The 18,935-nt window shown below is 47.1% G+C and carries 15 protein-coding genes, 1 pseudogene and 1 riboswitch; of the genes and pseudogenes, 14 read left to right on the top strand and 2 right to left on the bottom strand.

Features of this window, described 5'->3' with window-relative positions; genetic code table 11:
* Positions 1-71 precede the first annotated feature (71 nt).
* Both FHS18_RS30145 and mle read left to right on the top strand, forming a co-directional pair.
* Positions 72-788 (top strand): annotated as a pseudogene (locus tag FHS18_RS30145) (transposase); the annotation flags it as partial.
* Positions 789-2,151: 1,363 nt separating this feature from the next.
* Entirely contained in the window at positions 2,152-3,003 is an 852-nt protein-coding gene (gene mle / locus FHS18_RS30140; RefSeq protein WP_183604116.1) for an alpha/beta fold macrolide esterase, read from the top strand.
* An 87-nt stretch (positions 3,004-3,090) separates the two neighbouring features.
* Here mle and FHS18_RS30135 read toward each other — a convergent pair whose 3' ends face one another.
* Positions 3,091-3,612, bottom strand: a complete 522-nt coding sequence (locus tag FHS18_RS30135; RefSeq protein WP_183604115.1) for a ferritin-like domain-containing protein — start codon at positions 3,610-3,612, stop codon at positions 3,091-3,093.
* Positions 3,613-3,870: 258 nt separating this feature from the next.
* Between FHS18_RS30135 and FHS18_RS30130 the strand changes: the two genes are divergently transcribed.
* The 5 genes from FHS18_RS30130 (at position 3,871) to FHS18_RS30115 (ending at position 8,116) form a co-directional block, all read left to right on the top strand.
* Complete coding sequence (locus tag FHS18_RS30130) at positions 3,871-4,563, top strand: DUF1963 domain-containing protein (RefSeq protein ID WP_183604114.1); 693 nt, start codon at positions 3,871-3,873, stop codon at positions 4,561-4,563.
* Entirely contained in the window at positions 4,523-4,624 is a 102-nt protein-coding gene (locus FHS18_RS35490; RefSeq protein ID WP_354471773.1) for a hypothetical protein, read from the top strand. Before FHS18_RS30130 ends, FHS18_RS35490 begins: the two co-directional genes overlap by 41 nt.
* A gap of 167 nt (positions 4,625-4,791) precedes the next feature.
* A complete protein-coding gene (locus tag FHS18_RS30125) occupies positions 4,792-5,250 on the top strand; it encodes an SMI1/KNR4 family protein (protein ID WP_183604113.1) in 459 nt (152 codons plus the stop codon).
* A gap of 334 nt (positions 5,251-5,584) precedes the next feature.
* A complete protein-coding gene (locus tag FHS18_RS30120) occupies positions 5,585-6,490 on the top strand; it encodes an aldo/keto reductase (RefSeq protein ID WP_183604112.1) in 906 nt (301 codons plus the stop codon).
* Between the two features lie 165 nt (positions 6,491-6,655).
* Positions 6,656-6,755: riboswitch (purine riboswitch) on the top strand.
* Positions 6,756-6,817: 62 nt separating this feature from the next.
* Positions 6,818-8,116: an NCS2 family permease gene (locus FHS18_RS30115; RefSeq protein WP_183604111.1), complete on the top strand. Its 1,299-nt coding sequence runs from the start codon at positions 6,818-6,820 to the stop codon at positions 8,114-8,116.
* A 679-nt stretch (positions 8,117-8,795) separates the two neighbouring features.
* On the opposite strand, the gene FHS18_RS34700 is transcribed toward FHS18_RS30115, so the two are convergent.
* The gene (locus FHS18_RS34700) at positions 8,796-9,599 is read right to left on the bottom strand and encodes a LuxR C-terminal-related transcriptional regulator (RefSeq protein WP_183604110.1); all 804 of its coding nucleotides are present in this window, start codon (positions 9,597-9,599) and stop codon (positions 8,796-8,798) included.
* Positions 9,600-9,978: 379 nt separating this feature from the next.
* Here FHS18_RS34700 and FHS18_RS30105 point away from each other — a divergent pair, with 379 nt between their 5' ends.
* The 7 genes from FHS18_RS30105 to FHS18_RS30075 all read left to right on the top strand — a co-directional run bounded on the left by FHS18_RS30105 (position 9,979) and on the right by FHS18_RS30075 (position 18,934).
* Positions 9,979-10,245: an acyl carrier protein gene (locus FHS18_RS30105; protein WP_183604109.1), complete on the top strand. Its 267-nt coding sequence runs from the start codon at positions 9,979-9,981 to the stop codon at positions 10,243-10,245.
* 28 nt (positions 10,246-10,273) lie between these two features.
* Positions 10,274-11,824, top strand: coding sequence for a D-alanine--poly(phosphoribitol) ligase subunit DltA (gene dltA / locus FHS18_RS30100; protein ID WP_183604108.1), 1,551 nt, complete (start codon positions 10,274-10,276; stop codon positions 11,822-11,824).
* Between the two features lie 62 nt (positions 11,825-11,886).
* Entirely contained in the window at positions 11,887-12,888 is a 1,002-nt protein-coding gene (locus FHS18_RS30095; protein ID WP_183604107.1) for a cysteine peptidase family C39 domain-containing protein, read from the top strand.
* A gap of 45 nt (positions 12,889-12,933) precedes the next feature.
* The gene (locus tag FHS18_RS30090; RefSeq protein WP_246428002.1) at positions 12,934-13,659 is read left to right on the top strand and encodes a class II aldolase/adducin family protein; all 726 of its coding nucleotides are present in this window, start codon (positions 12,934-12,936) and stop codon (positions 13,657-13,659) included.
* Positions 13,659-16,631, top strand: coding sequence for an AMP-binding protein (locus FHS18_RS30085; protein ID WP_246428001.1), 2,973 nt, complete (start codon positions 13,659-13,661; stop codon positions 16,629-16,631). Before FHS18_RS30090 ends, FHS18_RS30085 begins: the two co-directional genes overlap by 1 nt.
* Positions 16,632-16,655: 24 nt before the next feature.
* Entirely contained in the window at positions 16,656-17,906 is a 1,251-nt protein-coding gene (locus tag FHS18_RS30080; protein WP_183604106.1) for an LL-diaminopimelate aminotransferase, read from the top strand.
* Positions 17,907-17,923: 17 nt separating this feature from the next.
* Positions 17,924-18,934, top strand: a complete 1,011-nt coding sequence (locus FHS18_RS30075) for a hypothetical protein (RefSeq protein ID WP_183604105.1) — start codon at positions 17,924-17,926, stop codon at positions 18,932-18,934.
* The last annotated feature ends 1 nt before the right edge of the window (position 18,935 follow it).

Genomic DNA, 18,935 nt, shown 5'->3' with positions numbered 1-18,935 from the left:
AATAAACGATCTCGATGAAGCTGCCGCTGTGATTAGCAGCTTCATTCCGTTAACGGGCAGATTTGCTCAACAAATCTGCGATTCAAATGCTAAGCCTCTATCTACTGCCACATGAGCTGGTTTCTATGCCTGACGAGACATTGCTGCAGCACTTAAGAGAAGCTGCGAAGCGAGGGCTTGGTCTAGGCCGAAAAAAGAATCTGAAGGCAGCAGCAGGCCGTTCTGTGGGCATCCAACAAGGTTCTGAGCTAGCTAAAATGGAGTTGAAGTTGCTACTGACCCAGTACGAATGGTTTCAGAAGAAACTCGAGGAACTGGGAGCAATATTAGATGAGCTACTGAAGCAGATTCCCCATGCGCAGCAACTGCTGGCCATGAAAGGGATTGGGAGGGACACCATCGCAGGCTTTCTCGCCGAGGTAGGAGACATTAGCCAGTACCGTCATCCCAAGCAGATCACGAAGCTCGCGGGACTGAATTTGAAGATCAATTCATCCGGCACACATACCGGACAGACCCGGATAACCAAGAGAGGCCGGAAGCGCCTTCGTGCCTTGCTCTTTCGAGTAATGATGCCGCTGGTCGCTAAGAATGCAGCCTTTAGAGCATTGCACGAGTATTACACCAAACGAGCTCAAAACCCGTTGAAGAAGATGCAGTCTCTCATCGCGTTATGCAACAAACTCATTCGTATCCTATTTGGTATATTAAAAAGGGGACACGAGTTCAGTGAAGATAAGATGATGAAGGATATCCCTCGATGCGCAGAATTACCGCAAGCAGCTTAAATGAACGGTTCCAATGAGCATGACCTAGGTCAATCGATTAGATAACAAGAAGCACGGATGAGTCGGAACGGCGTTAACATACGGACGAAGATCCTGCCGGGCAGCATATCTGACCTCCACCTCATGGACAGGTTGAATGAAGGAATGTGGGAGCGTAGACTCTGCGAGATGTGGGAGGGTTGACCGCCATGAGCTCATGTGGAGATCCAAGGGTGCAACCATACTTTACCACAACATCCACTTTTTAAAGCGAGTGGTCTAAGTGGAGGCTTTTTTGCACTTCAACTGCCCCAAATATTTCTTCTTCTACAACTTCGTTCCAATGAATGTTATTTGTTGAAATCTAAACATAGGTCAGAATCTAAGAAAACGTGAGCATTTAAGAGAAAAGTGATTCTCCATAGAGGGAGGATAACGCAACAAATGGAACTTTATTACGTCTAAATTTTAGATAACTATTGGACCTATTTTTTTGTTGAAGGGAAGGTAATAAATGACTGAAAAGAAAAAATTATATCTGATTAATGTGTTATTGTTGGCAGTTATCCTCTTTCTTGTAGTCGCATATGTACTACATACCTCGACACCAGTAACAGACTTTTTTTTAGCGTTACTGGCTTCGCATTTCATTATAGATAAACTTGTTAAATAACTTACTGACATTCAACTTCAACTAACGGGAAACTATAATTCAACGAGTTTATGATGGTTGCCAGGCAGAATGCACTGCTGCTGTCATTGCAGTACTAGGGAGAGACGGTGAGTACTAGGGAGGGACGGTGGTAAAACGATCCAGGGCGCAGTACACGCGGCATCTGCTCTCTGTCTTCATTAAGAATACGTGGAGTTAACTACAGGATAACAGCTAGGAAATAACAATAAAAGGCAGTCGACCTAGAAGGGGATTTTACTAGCCCGTATCATAAACCAAATCTGAATAGATAAGGGAATTGGCATGGGATAATGTGTAGCATATAAAAATAATACAGTTACAACAATTTACAAAAAAAGAATATTTGTGTTAATATACAGATACTAATTTTGGACGGAGGGTTTCGTGTGGCAAACTAATTTTTCGATTAACCAGTGCACAGTAAGTACCGAGTTTGTTTTTTGGGGGCTGCTATTTACGGCTGTCTCGTGTGCATAGTAATCGAAAAATGGTATGTCCTAACGGAATCCAACAGAATGATGATGCTGGCAATCCGACGATTAATCGACTTCGGTCGATTCACATGTGTCTTTATTTCCGCATGTGTACTCATCCAATCGTAATGCGTCCATTCCATTTTTCAAACAATTACTATGAACACAGGCTGCCGGCCTGTGTTTTTATTTCATTGCATGATGGGAGAGATTTGGAATGAACGATCATTTGTTTACGATAGATGGAATTGAACTATGCGCCGAAAGCTTCGGTAACCCGCAGCACCCAACCATCCTGCTGATCATGGGAGCGCAATCGTCCATGTTATGGTGGGAAGAGGAGTTTTGCGAGAGACTTGCAGTTAAGGGGCGTCATGTCATTCGGTATGACAACCGCGATGTCGGCCAATCCGCCACCTACGAGCTCGGCAATCCAGGTTACACCTTTGAAGATATGGCGGATGACGCCATTCGCGTCCTCGACCGATTCGGAGTCGGGAAGGCACATATCGTCGGCATCTCGATGGGCGGAATGCTGACGCAAATTTTAGCGCTGCGGCATTCGGCAAGGGTGCGTTCCGTGACACTTTTAGCAACTTCGAATTTTGCGCCTGATCTGCCGCCAATGGAAGAGAAGGTCATGGCGTATTTTTCCGAAGCAACAGAGATTGATTGGACGGACAATGATGCAGTTATTGCTTTTAATGTGGGGAAATGGAAGGTCCTTGCGGGTTCGAGACACGCTTTCGATGAGCAGCGGATTCGTAATTTGGCTGCAGCAGAGGTCAAACGCAGTCGTAATATTGCTACCATGAACAATCATGGCTTGGTAACGGGCGGTGAATCTTATTTGACGCGAAACGAAGAAATTGCCGCCCTGTCACTGGTGATCCATGGCACGGAAGATCCGATCATTCCATATGCACATGGAGTCTCGCTTGCCGGTGCCATTCCCGGAGCAAGACTGGTAACCTTGGAAGGAACGGGCCATGAGCTTCATCCCGCTGATTGGGACACGATCATAAGCGAAATCATAAGACACTCGGAGGCGGTGAATCAAGATGAATAACTTCTGTTTAGTCTTGAATCCACCGCGACTACTAGCAGACGAGCTGCATAACAAAGGTAGCAGAACATGTCATCTGTGTATGTTTATCTACGATTTTGGCAATTTCGCAAGCAAATAGTTCAATTTCGAAACAATAGTAACATTATCAACTGCGATTTTTGCAAGCAAATTCTGATAGTATCCAGTAGGCATTGCAGCCAGGATCTGTCCGGCAGTCTGGTTTGATTTCCATTTATTATATATTACTGATTTCAATCCATCTCTATATGAGTCCGGGTCCTTATACACCGTAGTAGGGGCAGATGCAGGAACTTGACTTCCTGTAAATGCCATATATATATCCCGTAAAATTTGTAAATGTTCTCTTTCTTCTTCACGAATTGAAGTAATCACGTTGCTGTCTTCCTCGGACGGCGAAAGTTCAATTAACTTCTGGTAGAACTTATCTGCGTTGCTCTCACCAGCCACGGCCTCTTGAATCGAATGCAACGATACCTGCAATGCTTGATACGGCGATTGTATGCCATTTTGGCGATAGTACCACCTCATAAAATGGAAAGGAGCAGATTGACCGGCATTAGTAGTTGCCTCATAAGCTCTATAATACAAAATAGGCCCCCCTTAATTATGGTTACTCTGCATCTTATGCCAATGCTGGGAATTTGCGTCTCTAAGATGAATGAAAACCGAAGCCCATGCAATCGGCAGCTTCATTACGTTAACGGTCAGATTAACGTGGGAACAGCTGTGGATTTAATGAATAATAAAGGTAATGAATAGCTCTCTGTCGAACAATGAGGGAAATTTAACAGTCGGGGGGAGATCCTAACGCTACAACCAGAGCCAACATTAGAGAAGCTCAAGTTATTGTTTAGTGAATGGGGTATAGGGAAATATTGGGGCAATTACGCAAGGTTGGTGAGACCTGGATTCTTCCTAGAACCGGACATTACTCAAGAGGATGAAATTCCTATTGGAACAACTAAGATAAGAGGTAGTCCAGACGTACCCGGCAGTTTCACTTGGCCTGATTGGAGCGGGACTCCAATTAGTTTTATTGCACAGATAAACCTTTCGGATTTCCCTATGTCATATATAGATGAGCATTACCCGAAAGAAGGGGTCCTTCATTTCTTTTATGTTTGTGATAAAGGAGTGACTTATTCTGATGAATTCTTATGTGGAGATACAAGAGAACAAAATAAAGTCATTTTCACAACGGATTTATCCAATTTAGTACGATTTCAGGCTCCGCTTGCCACCCCCTCTTTTTCAAGTAGTATGGTAAAAATAAAGTTTGAAAATACAATTCCTGATGCGCAGTACATGTCAGAAAACAATTTTTTTGATAGCGATGAGGAAGCAATGGAACTGTATCACAGTTTCTACTCAGATTATGATAGTGATATTGGTTTTCGTTTTTTTGGATATATAGATGGATTACAGTACGGATCTCAAGAAGCAGATATTGAACCGCTTTTTCAAGCTAATTCAAATCAAGAAATATCAAGAAATAGGGATGAAATGGGATTTGTCTGGATTGCTTTATTATTATATTGAGCGAAAAGATCTTTTGAGATTGGACTTTGAAGAAGTATATACTGACCGGGTAGGGACTTAAGGAATCCAATCAAACATCCAGGATGAAGCTGCCGACACGTTCGGCAGCTTCATTACGTTAACAGGCTGTTGAGCATAATGACTACCAAATCTATTAAAACAATAAAGCCTATGGTAAATTAACTTTGATGATTGTTATTGGTAAGTAGTAACGGAGGGTAACTACTTTTGAACATACTTATAAATGCGCTAAATGGCTTAAAGGAACGTTTAGTAAATAATGATTTAGTTACGCAGAATCATTTAGGACTAACTGTAACTACATCCTTCGTATTCAATAATGCAGCTGAGGAAACGGATATAAAATTTCTTGAGGAAGCATGCAAAATTATATTGCCTCCTGACTATAAAGAGTTTCTAGCTATTCATAATGGTGCTAATCTTTTTGGTATGTATGGTGGGGGATTTCGTCTTTTAAGCACCCAAGAAATTATAGAGCTCCTAAAGAAGACTAATACGTTTCCCTTCCCTAAAGGATGGTACCCAATTGGATATTTAGATGGTGAGATGCTACTTATTGATTCAGCAAAAGTTGAAAAGGATGTAAGAACAACAAATTATCTTTACTGGTCCTTAAATGATTCTCTAGAGCTGAAATCGAACCGAACTTTGAAATCTGGTTCTTAAGGTTTATTCTTGCACAAGGCCATCATTTTTGGGAATGGAAATATGACACAGCAGAGAACTTTTATAGACGGTGGTTATAAAAGGGCATTAAGCTATCCAGAAACTTTAGTTCAGAGTCTAGGGAGCAGTTTGACGCCGTGTCAGCTGCTCCTCGACATTAAACAAGAGGCTAACTTTTAGGTGGTAAATAGGTATACCATCAGGCTGCCACCTGTATCCGGTAATCTAGGCTAAAGCGCGGTCATCTTGTTATAGTTAGAGGTGAACCTGAGCAGGATGTTCGCGGGCGGCATACAGCTTTGCGAAAGAAAACGATATACCGTAAGGAGGAGCTATGCGACGAAATCAACTAGGCCAATCCGATCTGTACGTCAGTGAGATCGGTCTTGGCTGCATGTCACTTGGAACGGACGAGCGGAAGGCATTGTCCATCGTGGATGAGGCGCTGGCGGGCGGCATTAATTTTCTGGACACAGCCGACCTTTATGATAACGGTCATAATGAGGAGCTCGTAGGCAAGGCGATCCGTCATCGCCGTGCGGAAGTTATCGTGGCCACGAAGGTCGGGAATCGCCGGATACCTGGGCAAGAGGGGTGGGTATGGGATCCATCCAAAGCCTATATTAGGGCCGCCGTAAAGGAAAGCCTGCGCAGACTGGGCACCGATTATATCGACCTTTATCAGCTGCACGGAGGGACGCTAGACGATCCGACGGATGAAACGATCGAAGCCTTCGAGGAGCTGAAGCGGGAAGGGCTGATCCGCTACTATGGCATATCTTCGATTCGCCCGAATGTCATCCGGGAGTACGTCAGTCGGTCCACTATCGTTAGCGTGATGAACCAGTATAGTCTTTTGGACCGGCGCGCGGAAGAAGAGGTGCTTCCTCTGCTTACCGAGCATCACATTGGGGTGATCGCGCGCGGACCGCTTGCAGGAGGGATCCTGAGCGCACAGGGAGAGCGCAAAGCCGACCGAGACTATTTGGATTACGCCAAGGAGGAGTTGCCCGCGCTGCGCGGACAACTCCTTGAGCTTGCCGGCCATAACCGAACCTTAGAGCAGCTCGCGATTCGATATGCGCTGAGCGAGCCTTGCGTAAGCGTCGTTATTCCAGGAGCGAGCAGCCTGGAGCAGCTCAGAAGCAATCTTGCCGCTGCTGACGTTTCCTTATCGGCGGATGAGGTGAAGACATTAAGGGCAATAACGAAGCAGAACCTCTATACGGCCCACCGGTAATCGAAAGCGATCGGAAGAACCGGGTGTCTTTCTCACTTGCTGCAGGTCTGATTGGCTACATCAGCGTAAAGGGCGAACGATTTAAGACCCTCAGTTGAGTAAAGTTCGGAAAACAACGACGATTAAGGATGAAAACCATTGACTCTCCCGAAAGAATCGCGTATTCTTGGAAAGTCGGTTTTCGACCGTATATCCCCATTAAGATGGTTTGGGGGTCTCTACCAGGAGCCATTTAATCCTGACTACGGGTATGGAATGCACGGGAAACGTGTATCCCATACCTATAGCCAGGATTTTTTTATTTTAAACATGGAGGATGACAGAGAAATGGAACGATGGTTCAAACTGAAGGAGCGGGGCACGACCCCGGGGATGGAAGTGCTTGCGGGCATCACGACCTTTTTCACTATGGTCTATATCGTGATCGTCAATCCCGGGATTCTGAGCCAGGCGGGCATGGATTTCCACGGTGTATTCATCGCCACCGTACTTGCCAGTATCGTAGCGACGCTGATTATGGGACTCGGAGCAAATTATCCGATCGTCATTGCGCCGGGCATGGGGTTAAACGCGTACTTTGCCTTCACCGTGGTGGCCGGTGGGGGTGTGCCGTGGCAGGCGGCGCTCGGCGCGGTGTTTGTCGCAGGCATCCTGTTCATCCTGCTGTCGCTCACGTCCTTCCGTTACATGCTGCTGGACGCGATCCCGCCAAGCCTGAAGCACGCCATCACGGCGGGCATCGGCCTGTTCATCACGTTCATCGGGCTGCAGAACTCCAAGATTGTCGTCAGCTCGCCGTCGACACTGCTGACGCTGGGCAAGCTGACCGAGCCTATGACGATGCTTACGATCGTCGGGCTTGCGGTATCGCTGATCCTGATGTCCTACCGGGTGAAGGGTTACCTGTTCATCGGCATGCTCGTAACGGCGGTGATCGCTTGGTTCATGGGCCTTCTCGACCTTCCGAACACGCTTGTCGCATGGCCGTCTGGCCTGTCCGCGACCGCGATGCAGATGGATGTGAGCGGCGTATTTACACACGGTCTATATGCGGTTATTTTTACGTTCCTGTTGATCACGCTCTTCGACACGACCGGAACGATGCTTGGCGTGGCGGAGCAGGCGGGGCTGATCAAGGGCGGCAAATTCCCGCGTTCTCGCGGCGCGCTGCTGGCGGATGCCGTCGGTACGACGACGGGTGCGGTGCTCGGCACCAGCCCGACGTCGGCGTACATCGAGTCGAGCGCAGGCGTTGCGATAGGCGGAAGAACGGGCCTGACCGCCGTCACAGTGAGCGTGCTGCTCGGTCTGACGCTGTTCTTCTCGCCGCTCGTCTCCGTACTGGCCGCCATTCCGGCGATTACGGCGCCGTCGCTCATTATCGTAGGCTTTCTGATGATCAGCGTGGTGCAGAAAATCGAGTGGAACGACTTCGAGGTCGTCTTTCCCGCGTTCCTGATCATCGTCCTGATGCCGCTGACGTACAGCATCGCAACCGGCATCGGCGTAGGCTTCATCGCGTATCCAGTGCTGAAGGCGGTACGCGGCAAGTGGCGCGACGTCCACCCGATCTTCTACCTGTTCGCCGTGCTGTTCTTTATCCAACTTGTGTTTTTCAGTCATTGACAAGTTTGTCCGCAGCGCCGGGGCCGATGCCCCGGCGTTTTTTCTTGCCGTTCGGTGACGGCATTCACAATTCCCCGGTGGTGTGGGGGGCTTGCCCACCTTGCCTCTTACGATCTAGGAAAGGTAGGGCTAATAGAGTTGATCATTCAAATAATGCAGGGATTCAAAAAATTACTACGATGAACTTTATAGACTCTCGTAATGGCCTAAGCCAAATATAGAGCTAATTCTCATATAGAAAAACGAAAGTGCTCGTCTTTGCTATTAAGCAAAGACGGGCACTTTCGTTTTGTTGTTTTTGGGCCCGAGAAGACGATCCAAGCCATGTTGTTTAATGCGTCAGTCAGCAACGTCCTGTAGACACTGAGCTGTACGAGATTGGGCTCAATAGTAACCTACTTGGCCATGTGATGACGGACGGGCAATAACTTAAGATGTCAACTGGAACATGTTGAGTTCATTCTGGCCAAAGAGAGAATTTGCAGAGCGAATGGGAAATGTTTCGAAGCACAAACAACGCCCTGCCGACTTCCCGATGGGAAGCGAAAGGCTCGGTATCAGAGTCTTATAGATGGTATGGAACCGCCGTTTACGGACCTGTATGTAGAGGGTGTGAGAACGTGATGCCGTCTCCTATCCGATGATCCCAATACTCCGGTAGAACATCTATATACCGGCATTATAAGAATTTTTCACGGAAGCAGGAGCGTCCTCTCACATTTGCTTTGCATGAAATGTTTCGGATATGCGTTTTTACGGTATCTTCTGAAAGATGAAGGGTCTTGGCAATTTGGGATCGTGTCATACTGTAATACCATAGAAAAGCGACTTCTTTTTCCCTGTTTGTGAGTTTATACGCATCGCATTTATTTAAAAATGTGTGCTTGTCGATTTTGGGGTGCTTTTGCTTAAAACTCCACGCCATATTCCTGGTAATAGTGGAAACTAAAGCGGTTGCAAAATTCTCCACGACCTTATCGCTAAAGGACAAATCGAGGTAACCCCACACTTCATTATCAATCTGTATTGGTGAACATATGCAGGTCCATTGGGAGAAAAACTTTGGCGTGTGTTCAGGTCCCCGCAATAAAACCAACATCTTCGTCTCCATTGCAACAGAGATAGCGTTGATGCCAAAGCTCTCCATACTAAAGCGTGTACCAATTCCAATGTTTTCTCCTTGCAAGGTTGCAAGCACGTTGTCTGGTCCTTGAATATGACGGGCGACACCACTACAGTCCACCAGAATTAGAAAAAACGGAACCGGTATATAGCATGAAAGGTCTTGAAGATTCTCCCGTGCGACTTGTACGAGAAGTTCAAAAGATGGGTCTGAGGTGAAGCCGATCAGATTGTCGCCATATTCGGATAGGGCGGCTGTATGGAACCGATGATTCCAGCTATCAAGCTGCTCTGGCAAAATATCATCTATCGTAAGCCAAGAACGTACATGAGTCTCTTCGTCTAGATGTGGATATAGCATTTCTAGAAGCCCCCTCTGAGAAATGTAAATGGACAAACTATTGTGATTTATATTTTATGAATATAAAAATAGCTTCATAGCTAATTGTTAATATATATATTAATTAAATAATATTTATATGTTTTATTTTTTTAAATTTATCATTCAGTCCAATGAGTGTCAACTTTCATTAATTCTAATCAACGTTCTAATTAAAGGCTGTTGCACGGGTGCAGCGGGATTGCAAGTCCGACAAATTCACCCTTTAGGGGTGATGATAGATGAGTGATATCTCAGTAATATAGAAATTAGAAATAACCATAAAACGGCAAATAAAGTGTAATTTGTAACGGAAGAGGGAAAGAGGAAGGGTTCATACGTCTTTGCGGGAGTGATGATTTTGTCGGAAAACACAGCGGTTAAGGTGAAAATTATAGCCAAAGTGAAAGAAGTATTGGACTTGCAGAATGAAATTTCCCCCCATGTAGATTTGCGCGAAATCGGCATGGCCTCAATGAAAACGATGGAGCTTCTCGTCATGCTAGAGGTAGTGTTTGATATCAGTTTTGATGAGGATGAAATACTGCTAGAGAATCTGTCCACCGTCGATCAGATTTATCACCAGGTGATGGGGAAGTTGTCCGCATTGTCGGAAGTTGTCAGTTAACGGAAAAATTGTGGGTGGGGGAACAGTTGTGAACACATTGCAGCAAATTCAGGAGCGTTGCGGTAATTATCCGGATTCCATTGCCTATATCACCCAAGGGGGAGCCCTTACATACGGTGAGCTCTGGAGGCAATCCACTGCTCTCTCAGCTTGGCTTATAGATAAGCTTGGTTCCTCGGGACCTCCGATTATCGTTTACGGTCATATGCAGGTGGAACTGCCTGTTTGTCTTCTTGCTTGTGCCCTGGCAGGAAGGGCTTATATTCCGATTGATGAATCCACGCCTTATGAACGAATTGATAAGATCATCGATTCTTCGTGTGCTGCGCTCATGATATCAGCGGCGGAAGCGAAGCAAGAGAATTTTAAATCAAGGATTCCAATCATTGATGTTGCAAGCATCGGTCAAATTATACATGATTCGGTCGATGGTATGTCACCGGTCAGCCCAGTACCTGCTTCTGTTAAGGGGGCCGATAACTTTTACATTATCTACACCTCCGGGAGCACTGGGGACCCTAAAGGTGTACAGATATCGGCGGATAATTTAGATAGCTTTGTAGGTTGGATGAACACTTCCCTTCCATTTACCGAACAAGATGTGGTGTTGAATCAGGCGCCATTTTCTTTCGACCTTTCTGTCATGAATTTTTATCCTGCGCTAGTCGGAGGGGCTGCCTTGTGGGCGCTCAATAGCCAACTCACTGAACAGCCCGAAGAGATGTTCAGTGAGTTGCAGGATTCGGGACTGACCTGCTGGGTATCCACGCCTTCATTTGCGGAAGTATGCCTGATGAATCGGATCTTTGACGACAAGCTGCTCCCGTCTCTGCGGACATTCCTGTTTTGCGGGGAGCAGCTCTCCGCCGGCACCGTTAAGAAACTCATGCAGAGATTCCCTAATGCCAAGGTGATCAATACATATGGACCTACAGAAGCCACCGTTGCGATGACCTCGGTTGTAATCACCCAGGAGCATCTAGCGGCCTCACTGCTGCCCGCAGGGAAATGCAAGCCGAAGAGTCGCATTCTCATTGTAGACTCGGATGGGAAGGAGACAGACGAAGGGGAGCAAGGAGAAATTATCATCGCGGGACATGGCGTCAGCAAAGGATATTTGGGGCAGGACGAATTAACGGAAAAAAGTTTTTTTTCCATCGAGGATGAGGAGCTGGGCGTCGTTAGAGCCTATCGCACCGGTGATATTGGCTATATCAAGGATGGCCTGCTGTACTGCTGCGGGAGAGCGGATTCCCAAATCAAGTATAACGGCTACCGGATTGAGCTTGAAGAGATTCAATTCCACGTCGAACAGATTGAAGGAGTAAAAGGCGCGGCCGTTGTGCCGCTGGTGCGCAATGGAAAGTGCGTGCTGCTGTCCGCAATGGTTGTCACAGAGCGGAAGGATGAAGAGGAAGAGCAGATTATGCGGAGGATAAAGAGGCGATTGGCCGAAACCCTTCCCTCCTATATGATCCCCCATAAGATTATCATCCTGGATCGTCTGCCTCTTACCCAGAATGGCAAGCTGGATGCTAAGCGCTTGCGCGAACGATTGGTTGAGGAGATCTCCCGGTAAGCAGAGTTTGCTTGGCCTTCAAAACCGATCATACGAAAACTGCTGTTAGGATGTGAATAGACGTGCATATTACCGGAATAGACAACAGCCATGATTGTATTAACTGCAGGCAAAATCAAATTCTCAGCATGCTGGAGCTCGAGAACTTCCCGGCTGCCCTGCTCCTATACAATCTTTATATTAATACGCGTTATGCCTTCGATAACATTTTTGTCAAAAAACAAGCAAGATGGCTTGTTAACAATGAGTTCGTATTGGAACAGGATCTCGAAAATTTTGGCGTTACGCTCACCAATGTGCACTGGCGTGATATTCAAGAAGTTGAGCCCATCATCCGAGGAATGATCGATGAAGGAAGATACCCGTTTGTACCGGCCAATTGCTTCTACATCCCGCATCACCCTATCTACAACAAAACCCATTTTCCTCATTCGCTCGTCATGACTAGGTATGAGGTGCATGAAGGAGGCACAAAGCTGTTTGTTGCGGATGATGTTTCCCATGAGTTCAAAATTTATGAGTACGATTATAAAGAACTGGAAATGGCGATCCAAACGTACAGCTACAAAGAGCAGGGGGACTCGTTTACACGTCTGCCTGATGAGAGAACGATATCGACTTACGCGTATAACCAGGTCTCGGCAGAAAAATTACAGGCGCTCAGGGATGAAATTGAGGTCCGGCACAGCAAGTTTGTGGCGAATTTGCAAGAAGACTACTTTCTTTATGACCATGTGAAGGAACTAATTAACGGCGATTACGTTGAGTTTGCATCCCAGAATGAGCTGATAGATTTGCTTATTCACACGTTTTCGGCTTTGAAGGGGTCCCGTCAACTGTTCGGGCGCTATTTGTCTTATACCGGTGGGAACGAGGAACTGATCGAGCGTTTGAGGGCTTGTGAGAAGCGTTTGGAAACGATACGGATCTTACTGCTCAAGTCCCAGATGACGGGGAGGCTTAACGCCGAAGTCATCTTTAGCAAGTGCAGCTCCGTCAAGGAAATGGAGATGGAGTTTGTGAAGTTGTTGAAAGAAAATAATGAAGTCGTCACCAGCCGATGACCGGCGTGCTGGATAAAACGCTCTAGAAATGTGAGGAGGAACGATATGGCGATGCAAGCCCCTGTCTCTATCACGGATAAATGGAAGGATGCAACATACGGCTCGCATATCTTGTATTTGGAAGGTCATAACGATATTAATAACGGCCAAATTTCATTCCGGACAGAGGAAGGGGATATTTGGATCCGCAGAGCGTTCATGGGGTGGGAAGAAACGACGACGGAGGATTTCATCCGCATTAGTATGGACGGCGAGAAGCTGGAAGGCAGCGGAGTGGTTCCTGCTGAATGGCCTCTGCATACTGAACTTTACCGCATGCGGCAGGATATCAATTGCCTCATCCATTCCCATCCGCCCAATGCCATGGTGTTCAGCGCTACAGAGCTGCCTCTTCGGGCGATCACACATGATGCAACCCCAATTATGAATACGGCACGGTTTACTTTAACGACCAACACCGTCACCAACGTTGGAGTAGCTCGGGAGGTCGCCCAGGCGATGAGCAATAGCAAGACGATGCTGTTAAAAAATCATGGCATTGTTGCCGTTGGCAAATCCATTCCCGAGACCATCTGTTGGGCGATTGCGTTGGAGAATGCCTGCCGTCTGCAGCTGCTTGCTGAATCGGCAGGGGTTCCCTACAAATGGACTGAAGGCGATGAAATAAAAGTAAAGAGCAAAATCATTTTCGGCCGTACCGCCATTCAAGAGTATTGGGCCTATTGGTGCAGAAAGGTAAACCGAAGTCGTAACCGCGGGGAAGTAGGGTAATGGAAAAAATGGTAGCTGAAAATCCAATGTATGTGTCATCTGGGGCGGTTATGACACAGATTAAGGGATCGACGGATTTATTTGAGCTGACCCGGAATCTTAAGGACAAAGAGTATGTAGGTACAAATTTCATGAAAACACCGCGTCCCGAACGCTTCAAACGTTACGATGGCCCTTATATCAGTCTAAAGACAACAATGTCGAAAGCCAATGAAATTATTCCGCTGCACGAAATGAATATCCAGCTGCTCGAGCAGCTTCTGCTCATTTCCTACAGTATCACGTCGGTTAAGTTTTATGGCTATCAGTCGGAGATGGTATGGTCTTATCCATCGGCGGGTGCTTGCTACCCGGTTGAAGTCTATGTCGTGATTAACAATGTAGAAGGAGTAGTCCCCGGTGTTTATCACTATTCGCCCGTGAATGCGATTTTACACCGCATAAGTAACCTGGAGCATGATTTCCTTCTTAAGGAATCCGTACTGCCGGAGGATTACGATGCCAACTTTTACCTTATATTCACCGTCGTGCCTTGGCGGAGCTGCTGGAAGTATTCTTATCGCGGATACCGGTTCGGTTACATTGATACAGGACATATTCTCGCCAATTTCCAGCTGGTCTTGTCGTCAATGGATGTGCCGTACTCCGCCTATACCCACTGCAGGTCCCAGTATTTAAAGACGTTGCTGAATCTGGATGCCATGGAGGAACCGGTCGGCATTATATCCATTGGGAATAACAAGCGACATCCATTGGAGCGACCTATCCGGGATGCGGTATTTACCGCCATGCGTGATGAGCCGCGAAGCCGTCCCGTTTTCAATAGTAAGGAAGAGGCGAGTACATTCGACTGGACGCCAATCACCGGTATTCAGGAAGCCGTTAAGCTGGAGACATACACTCCTGTACTGGAATGGAAGTCTTCGTATAAGGTGCCGGCTCCATGGAAGCTGGATGAATTATCCGCACATGTCTTCAAACGCAGATCGTGTTCGGCCTTCCTGCCCGTCCCGATTGCAAGCAGCGACTTGTCGGAAATGCTGTCTCTAATCGCCGATATGGAGTTCCCCATTCAATTGTATACGGTGATCCATGCGGTCGAAGATTATACGCCGGGTCTGTACCGAGTGGATCAAGCTGGCGCAGTACTCATTCAGCAAGGGGATTATCGTTCGGAATCGCTCAGGCTATGTCTGGATCAGGACTTTGTTTATGATTCTTCCGTTGTATTTTTCTTCGCTGCCGATCGGACGAATATCGCGGAAGGGGCCCTGTGGAAAACACAACAGCGGTTGATTGACGCAGGCGCATTGGGGCAAATGATGTATCTGAAAAGCCGGACGTTAAATCTAGGGTTCTCTGTCATCGGCGGATATTATGATCTGGAGGCGCGTGACCTGTTCGGACTTGACGTTCAGGTTGAGATGATATACTGCGGTGTTCTGGGAAAAGAAGATACCAATTCTGCTTTCAAAGTAAAGAAGGACCGGTATCAATTGAATCTGCCTAATGCTAACGTATCAGACCGAAACGGGTTCCAAGGAGAACAAAACCAGATGATTATCGAGCTTTTGAAGGAGCGCGCAGCGCGTTTTGGACACCGCTTAGCCCTGAAGTTCGGGGATGAGTCATATACATATGCAGAATTCTGGGAACAGATTGAACGCTATGCCGAGCGGTTCAAGCAGGAGATTCCCAACGATTATCCTGTCGGGATCAATATGAGGAACCATCCTGTTTACCTGTTCACCTATTACGGATTGTTACTATCGGGCCATATTCCGATGCTGATTGATCATACCTTCACACAAGATGAAGTGGCATTTATTCGGGATCATTACCATCTAGGCTCTATTATCAGGCTGGAGAAAACAAACGAGATTCAGATTGACGTATTCTCCAATGTATACGAGAGCTTCGATGCAGACCACTTTGTTAATGTTGCAACCTGCCGCTTTTCCTCAGGAACGACAGGCAAACCCAAATGCCTAATGTTCACCCATGAGGCGGTTTTGAATGCGGCAACGAATTGGGCGAAGGCGGCTTCTATTACGGAGAATGACGTGGTGCTGTGTACGGCTCTATTCCACAATGGGCTGGCGTTCAACACATCGATGCTGTCCGTATTCCTATCGGGAGCGCAATTGGTCATTCATAAACAATTAACGCCAAAATCGATCTGGGAAACCGTAACGAACGAGAATATATCGGTTTTTGTTGCCTTCCCGGTCGTATTCGACATGCTGAGCAAATCGAAGTTCTGTGCGGACAATCACCGTTTGCGGCTCTGTCTCTCTTCTTCTGCGCCGCTTCATTATCATATCAAAAATGCATTCCGGGAAAGAGCAGGCATTACGATATGCGATTATTACGGAATCGTCGAGGCTGGACCGGCGACCTTCAAAGACAGCAAGCATCCGGACTCGCTTGGAAGACCCATCACTGGGGTGGATCTTCGGATCGTGAATGAAGAAGGGGAAACCATTCTGACGGATGAGCCGGGAATTTTACAGATTAAATCCTCTTCCATGGCGAAGGGATATTACAACTCGGATATCGCATTTCTAGAATTAATTACGCCTGATGGCTACTATCATACGAACGACCGCGCCTTTATTAGAGACGGATACTTATATGTGACGGGGAGAACCAATGACCTCATCAATGTCGCAGGCAAAAAGGTGGATCCGTTTGAAATTGAGAATGTGCTAATAAAGCTGAGCGGAGTGCGGGATGTCGCTGTGGTCGGAGTACCAAACAACAGTCTAACGTCGGAGTACCCGGTTGCCTTTCTGGTTGTCGACGAACCAATAACAGAGGAAACCATTGTGAAGTTTTGTCAAAGCCGGTTAGCGCCTTTCAAGCTGCCTCAGAAGTACCTGTTTATTGACCAGATTCCCCGCAGTGGGGTAGGCAAGATCAAGAGGCAAGAGCTGATTGAAGGGCTGCACGAAGAAGCTGCTAAATCATGATCATGACCGGAGGAGAATGCGCAGATGGTATCCATAACTGAAACAAGCTTTATCCAGGAGATGTTTGCTGAGCGGATAGGCGGCAATACCTTTGGCAAAGGTACGGAGCTGTACAAGTTCGAGAAAATAAAACGTGCACGCAGCGCGGCTATGCTGGCAAACCCTGGTGTCGAATTGATTGATATGGGACTCGGCGAGCCGGACGCCATGGCAGATCCGGGCGTCGTACAGGTCCTTTGCGAGGAAGCTCAGAAGGTGGAAAACCGCTTCTACTCCGACAACGGGATCGAAAGTTTTCAGGCGGCTGCAGCAAATTACATGATGAGTATGTTTCAAACAGGCCCGATTAATCCGAGCACGGAGATCAATCACTGCATCGGTTCGAAGAGTGCACTCGCACAACTGCCGGCCGCATTTATTAATCCGGGCGATGTGTTGTTGACTACGACCCCGGGTTACCCCGTTATGGCTACGCACACAGCCTGGCTTGGGGGGGAAGTAGTCAAGCTTCCTTTAGTAAAAGAAAACGGCTTTTTGCCGGATTTGCAATCCGTACCTGCGGACGTACTGGAACGTGCAAAGCTGCTGTATATTAACTACCCCAATAATCCAACTGGGGCTACGGCAACGTATGCGTTTTATGAAGAGGTCGTCGCATTTTGCAAGAAGCATCACATCATTGTTATCTCGGATGAGGCTTATGCCGGGTTGATGTTTGACGGCGAGCAGCCGTTATCGATTTTGTCTGTCCCAGGCGCGAAGGATGTCGCGGTCTCTGTACAGTCGCTCTCGAAAGCATTCAATATGACAGGGTGGAGGCTCGGCTTTATAGCTGGCAACGAGCTTGTTGTTAAGGCTTTGGCATCCGTAAAGGATAATTGTGACTCAGGGCAATTCATTGCCATTCAAAAGGCGGGGGTCTATTGCCTTGAACATCCGGAAATTACGCTGCGGACAGCGGAGAAGTATTCACGCCGTCATGAGTTGCTGACAACCGTGCTGCAGAGCGCGGGATTCGACGTGGTGAAACCCAAAGGTTCATTTTATTTATATGTCGCTTGTCCGAAGGGCGTTAAAGGGGGGACGGCGTTTGCCAGCGCAGAGGACTTCTCTCAGTATCTGATTCACGAAAAATTAATATCAACCGTCCCATGGGACGAAGCCGGCAGCTATATCAGGTTTTCCGTCACGTTCGAAGCAAGAGATGAGGATGATGAGCGGAGAATCATGAACGAGATCTCGAACCGGCTTTCGGAGATGAAGCTCTACTGGTAGAAGCGGAGGAAGAGCAGATGAAACAGCTGCCTTTGTATGATCCCAGAATATATGGACGGATGTACTACTCCTTTCCGCTGTCGATCATCGCCAATGAAGAAGGGTTTGAAAACTGGTTTTATTCGTCATTTATTCAGCTGCAGAGCTCGGATGTAACTGAGACATTAGCCAGAGGGGTTGCCGATTATCGATTCTTTTACGTGTCGAGTCCGCTCTGCTACGAACAAGTGCTAGATATTGAGGCTTATCCATTCGAAGCATTCTCAGAGGGGATAACGAAGTTTATTGAGGATGCTGTCGATACGGGGAAGTACGTGTATGCCTATGTGGATAAGTACTACGTCTCCGATAATCCCTTTTTTCAAAAAAGACATTACATGCAGGAGACGCTTATTCACGGGTATGATCGCGAAAGCCGTACCTTCTCGATTATAGGCTTTAATAAGCAGCGGCTCTTCGCGCCTTCCGTTGTGCCGTACGCCGATATCGCCAATGGAATACGGCATGTGGACTGGAATCAGAGTGCCCCTCTCTTCCTGCTGCGCGCCAAGAAGAGGGCGCATACACCTTTTCGTCCGGATGAAGTCTACCTTCTCCTCGATGAGTATTTGCAGGCGTCGAACAGCTGCAGCCGTATAGGCTCTCCTGAACGCTCCGAGGGATTGGTGTTTGGGATGGACACTTATGAAGCGTTGGCGTTCTCTCTTCAAAGGTTGCTGGAAGACAAAGCGCCGATTGTTACCAATATTGCTTCGCTTCACGTGCTATGGGAGCACAAAAAGATGATGCTGCGGCGGCTTGAGTATATGTGCGCCAATAATATCATTCCCCCGGATAGCAGCAGAGCGGATCAGTGGGGCCAGATAATCAACCTTGTTGATTTATGCAAACGCAGACTCATGAAGTTTGAATTTAAAGGCGATCCGGGGCTGATCGGGCAAATCGTCGCTGACTTGTCTTCCATTCGGCAAAGGGAAGAGGCACTGCTCAGGAAGGAACTACCATTCATTAAATTAGGAGGAACTTGAT

Origin of the sequence: Paenibacillus phyllosphaerae (genome assembly GCF_014192105.1) — a bacterium.
Taxonomy (GTDB): domain Bacteria; phylum Bacillota; class Bacilli; order Paenibacillales; family Paenibacillaceae; genus Paenibacillus_Z; species Paenibacillus_Z phyllosphaerae.
This window is presented reverse-complemented; position numbering and strand designations above follow the sequence as displayed.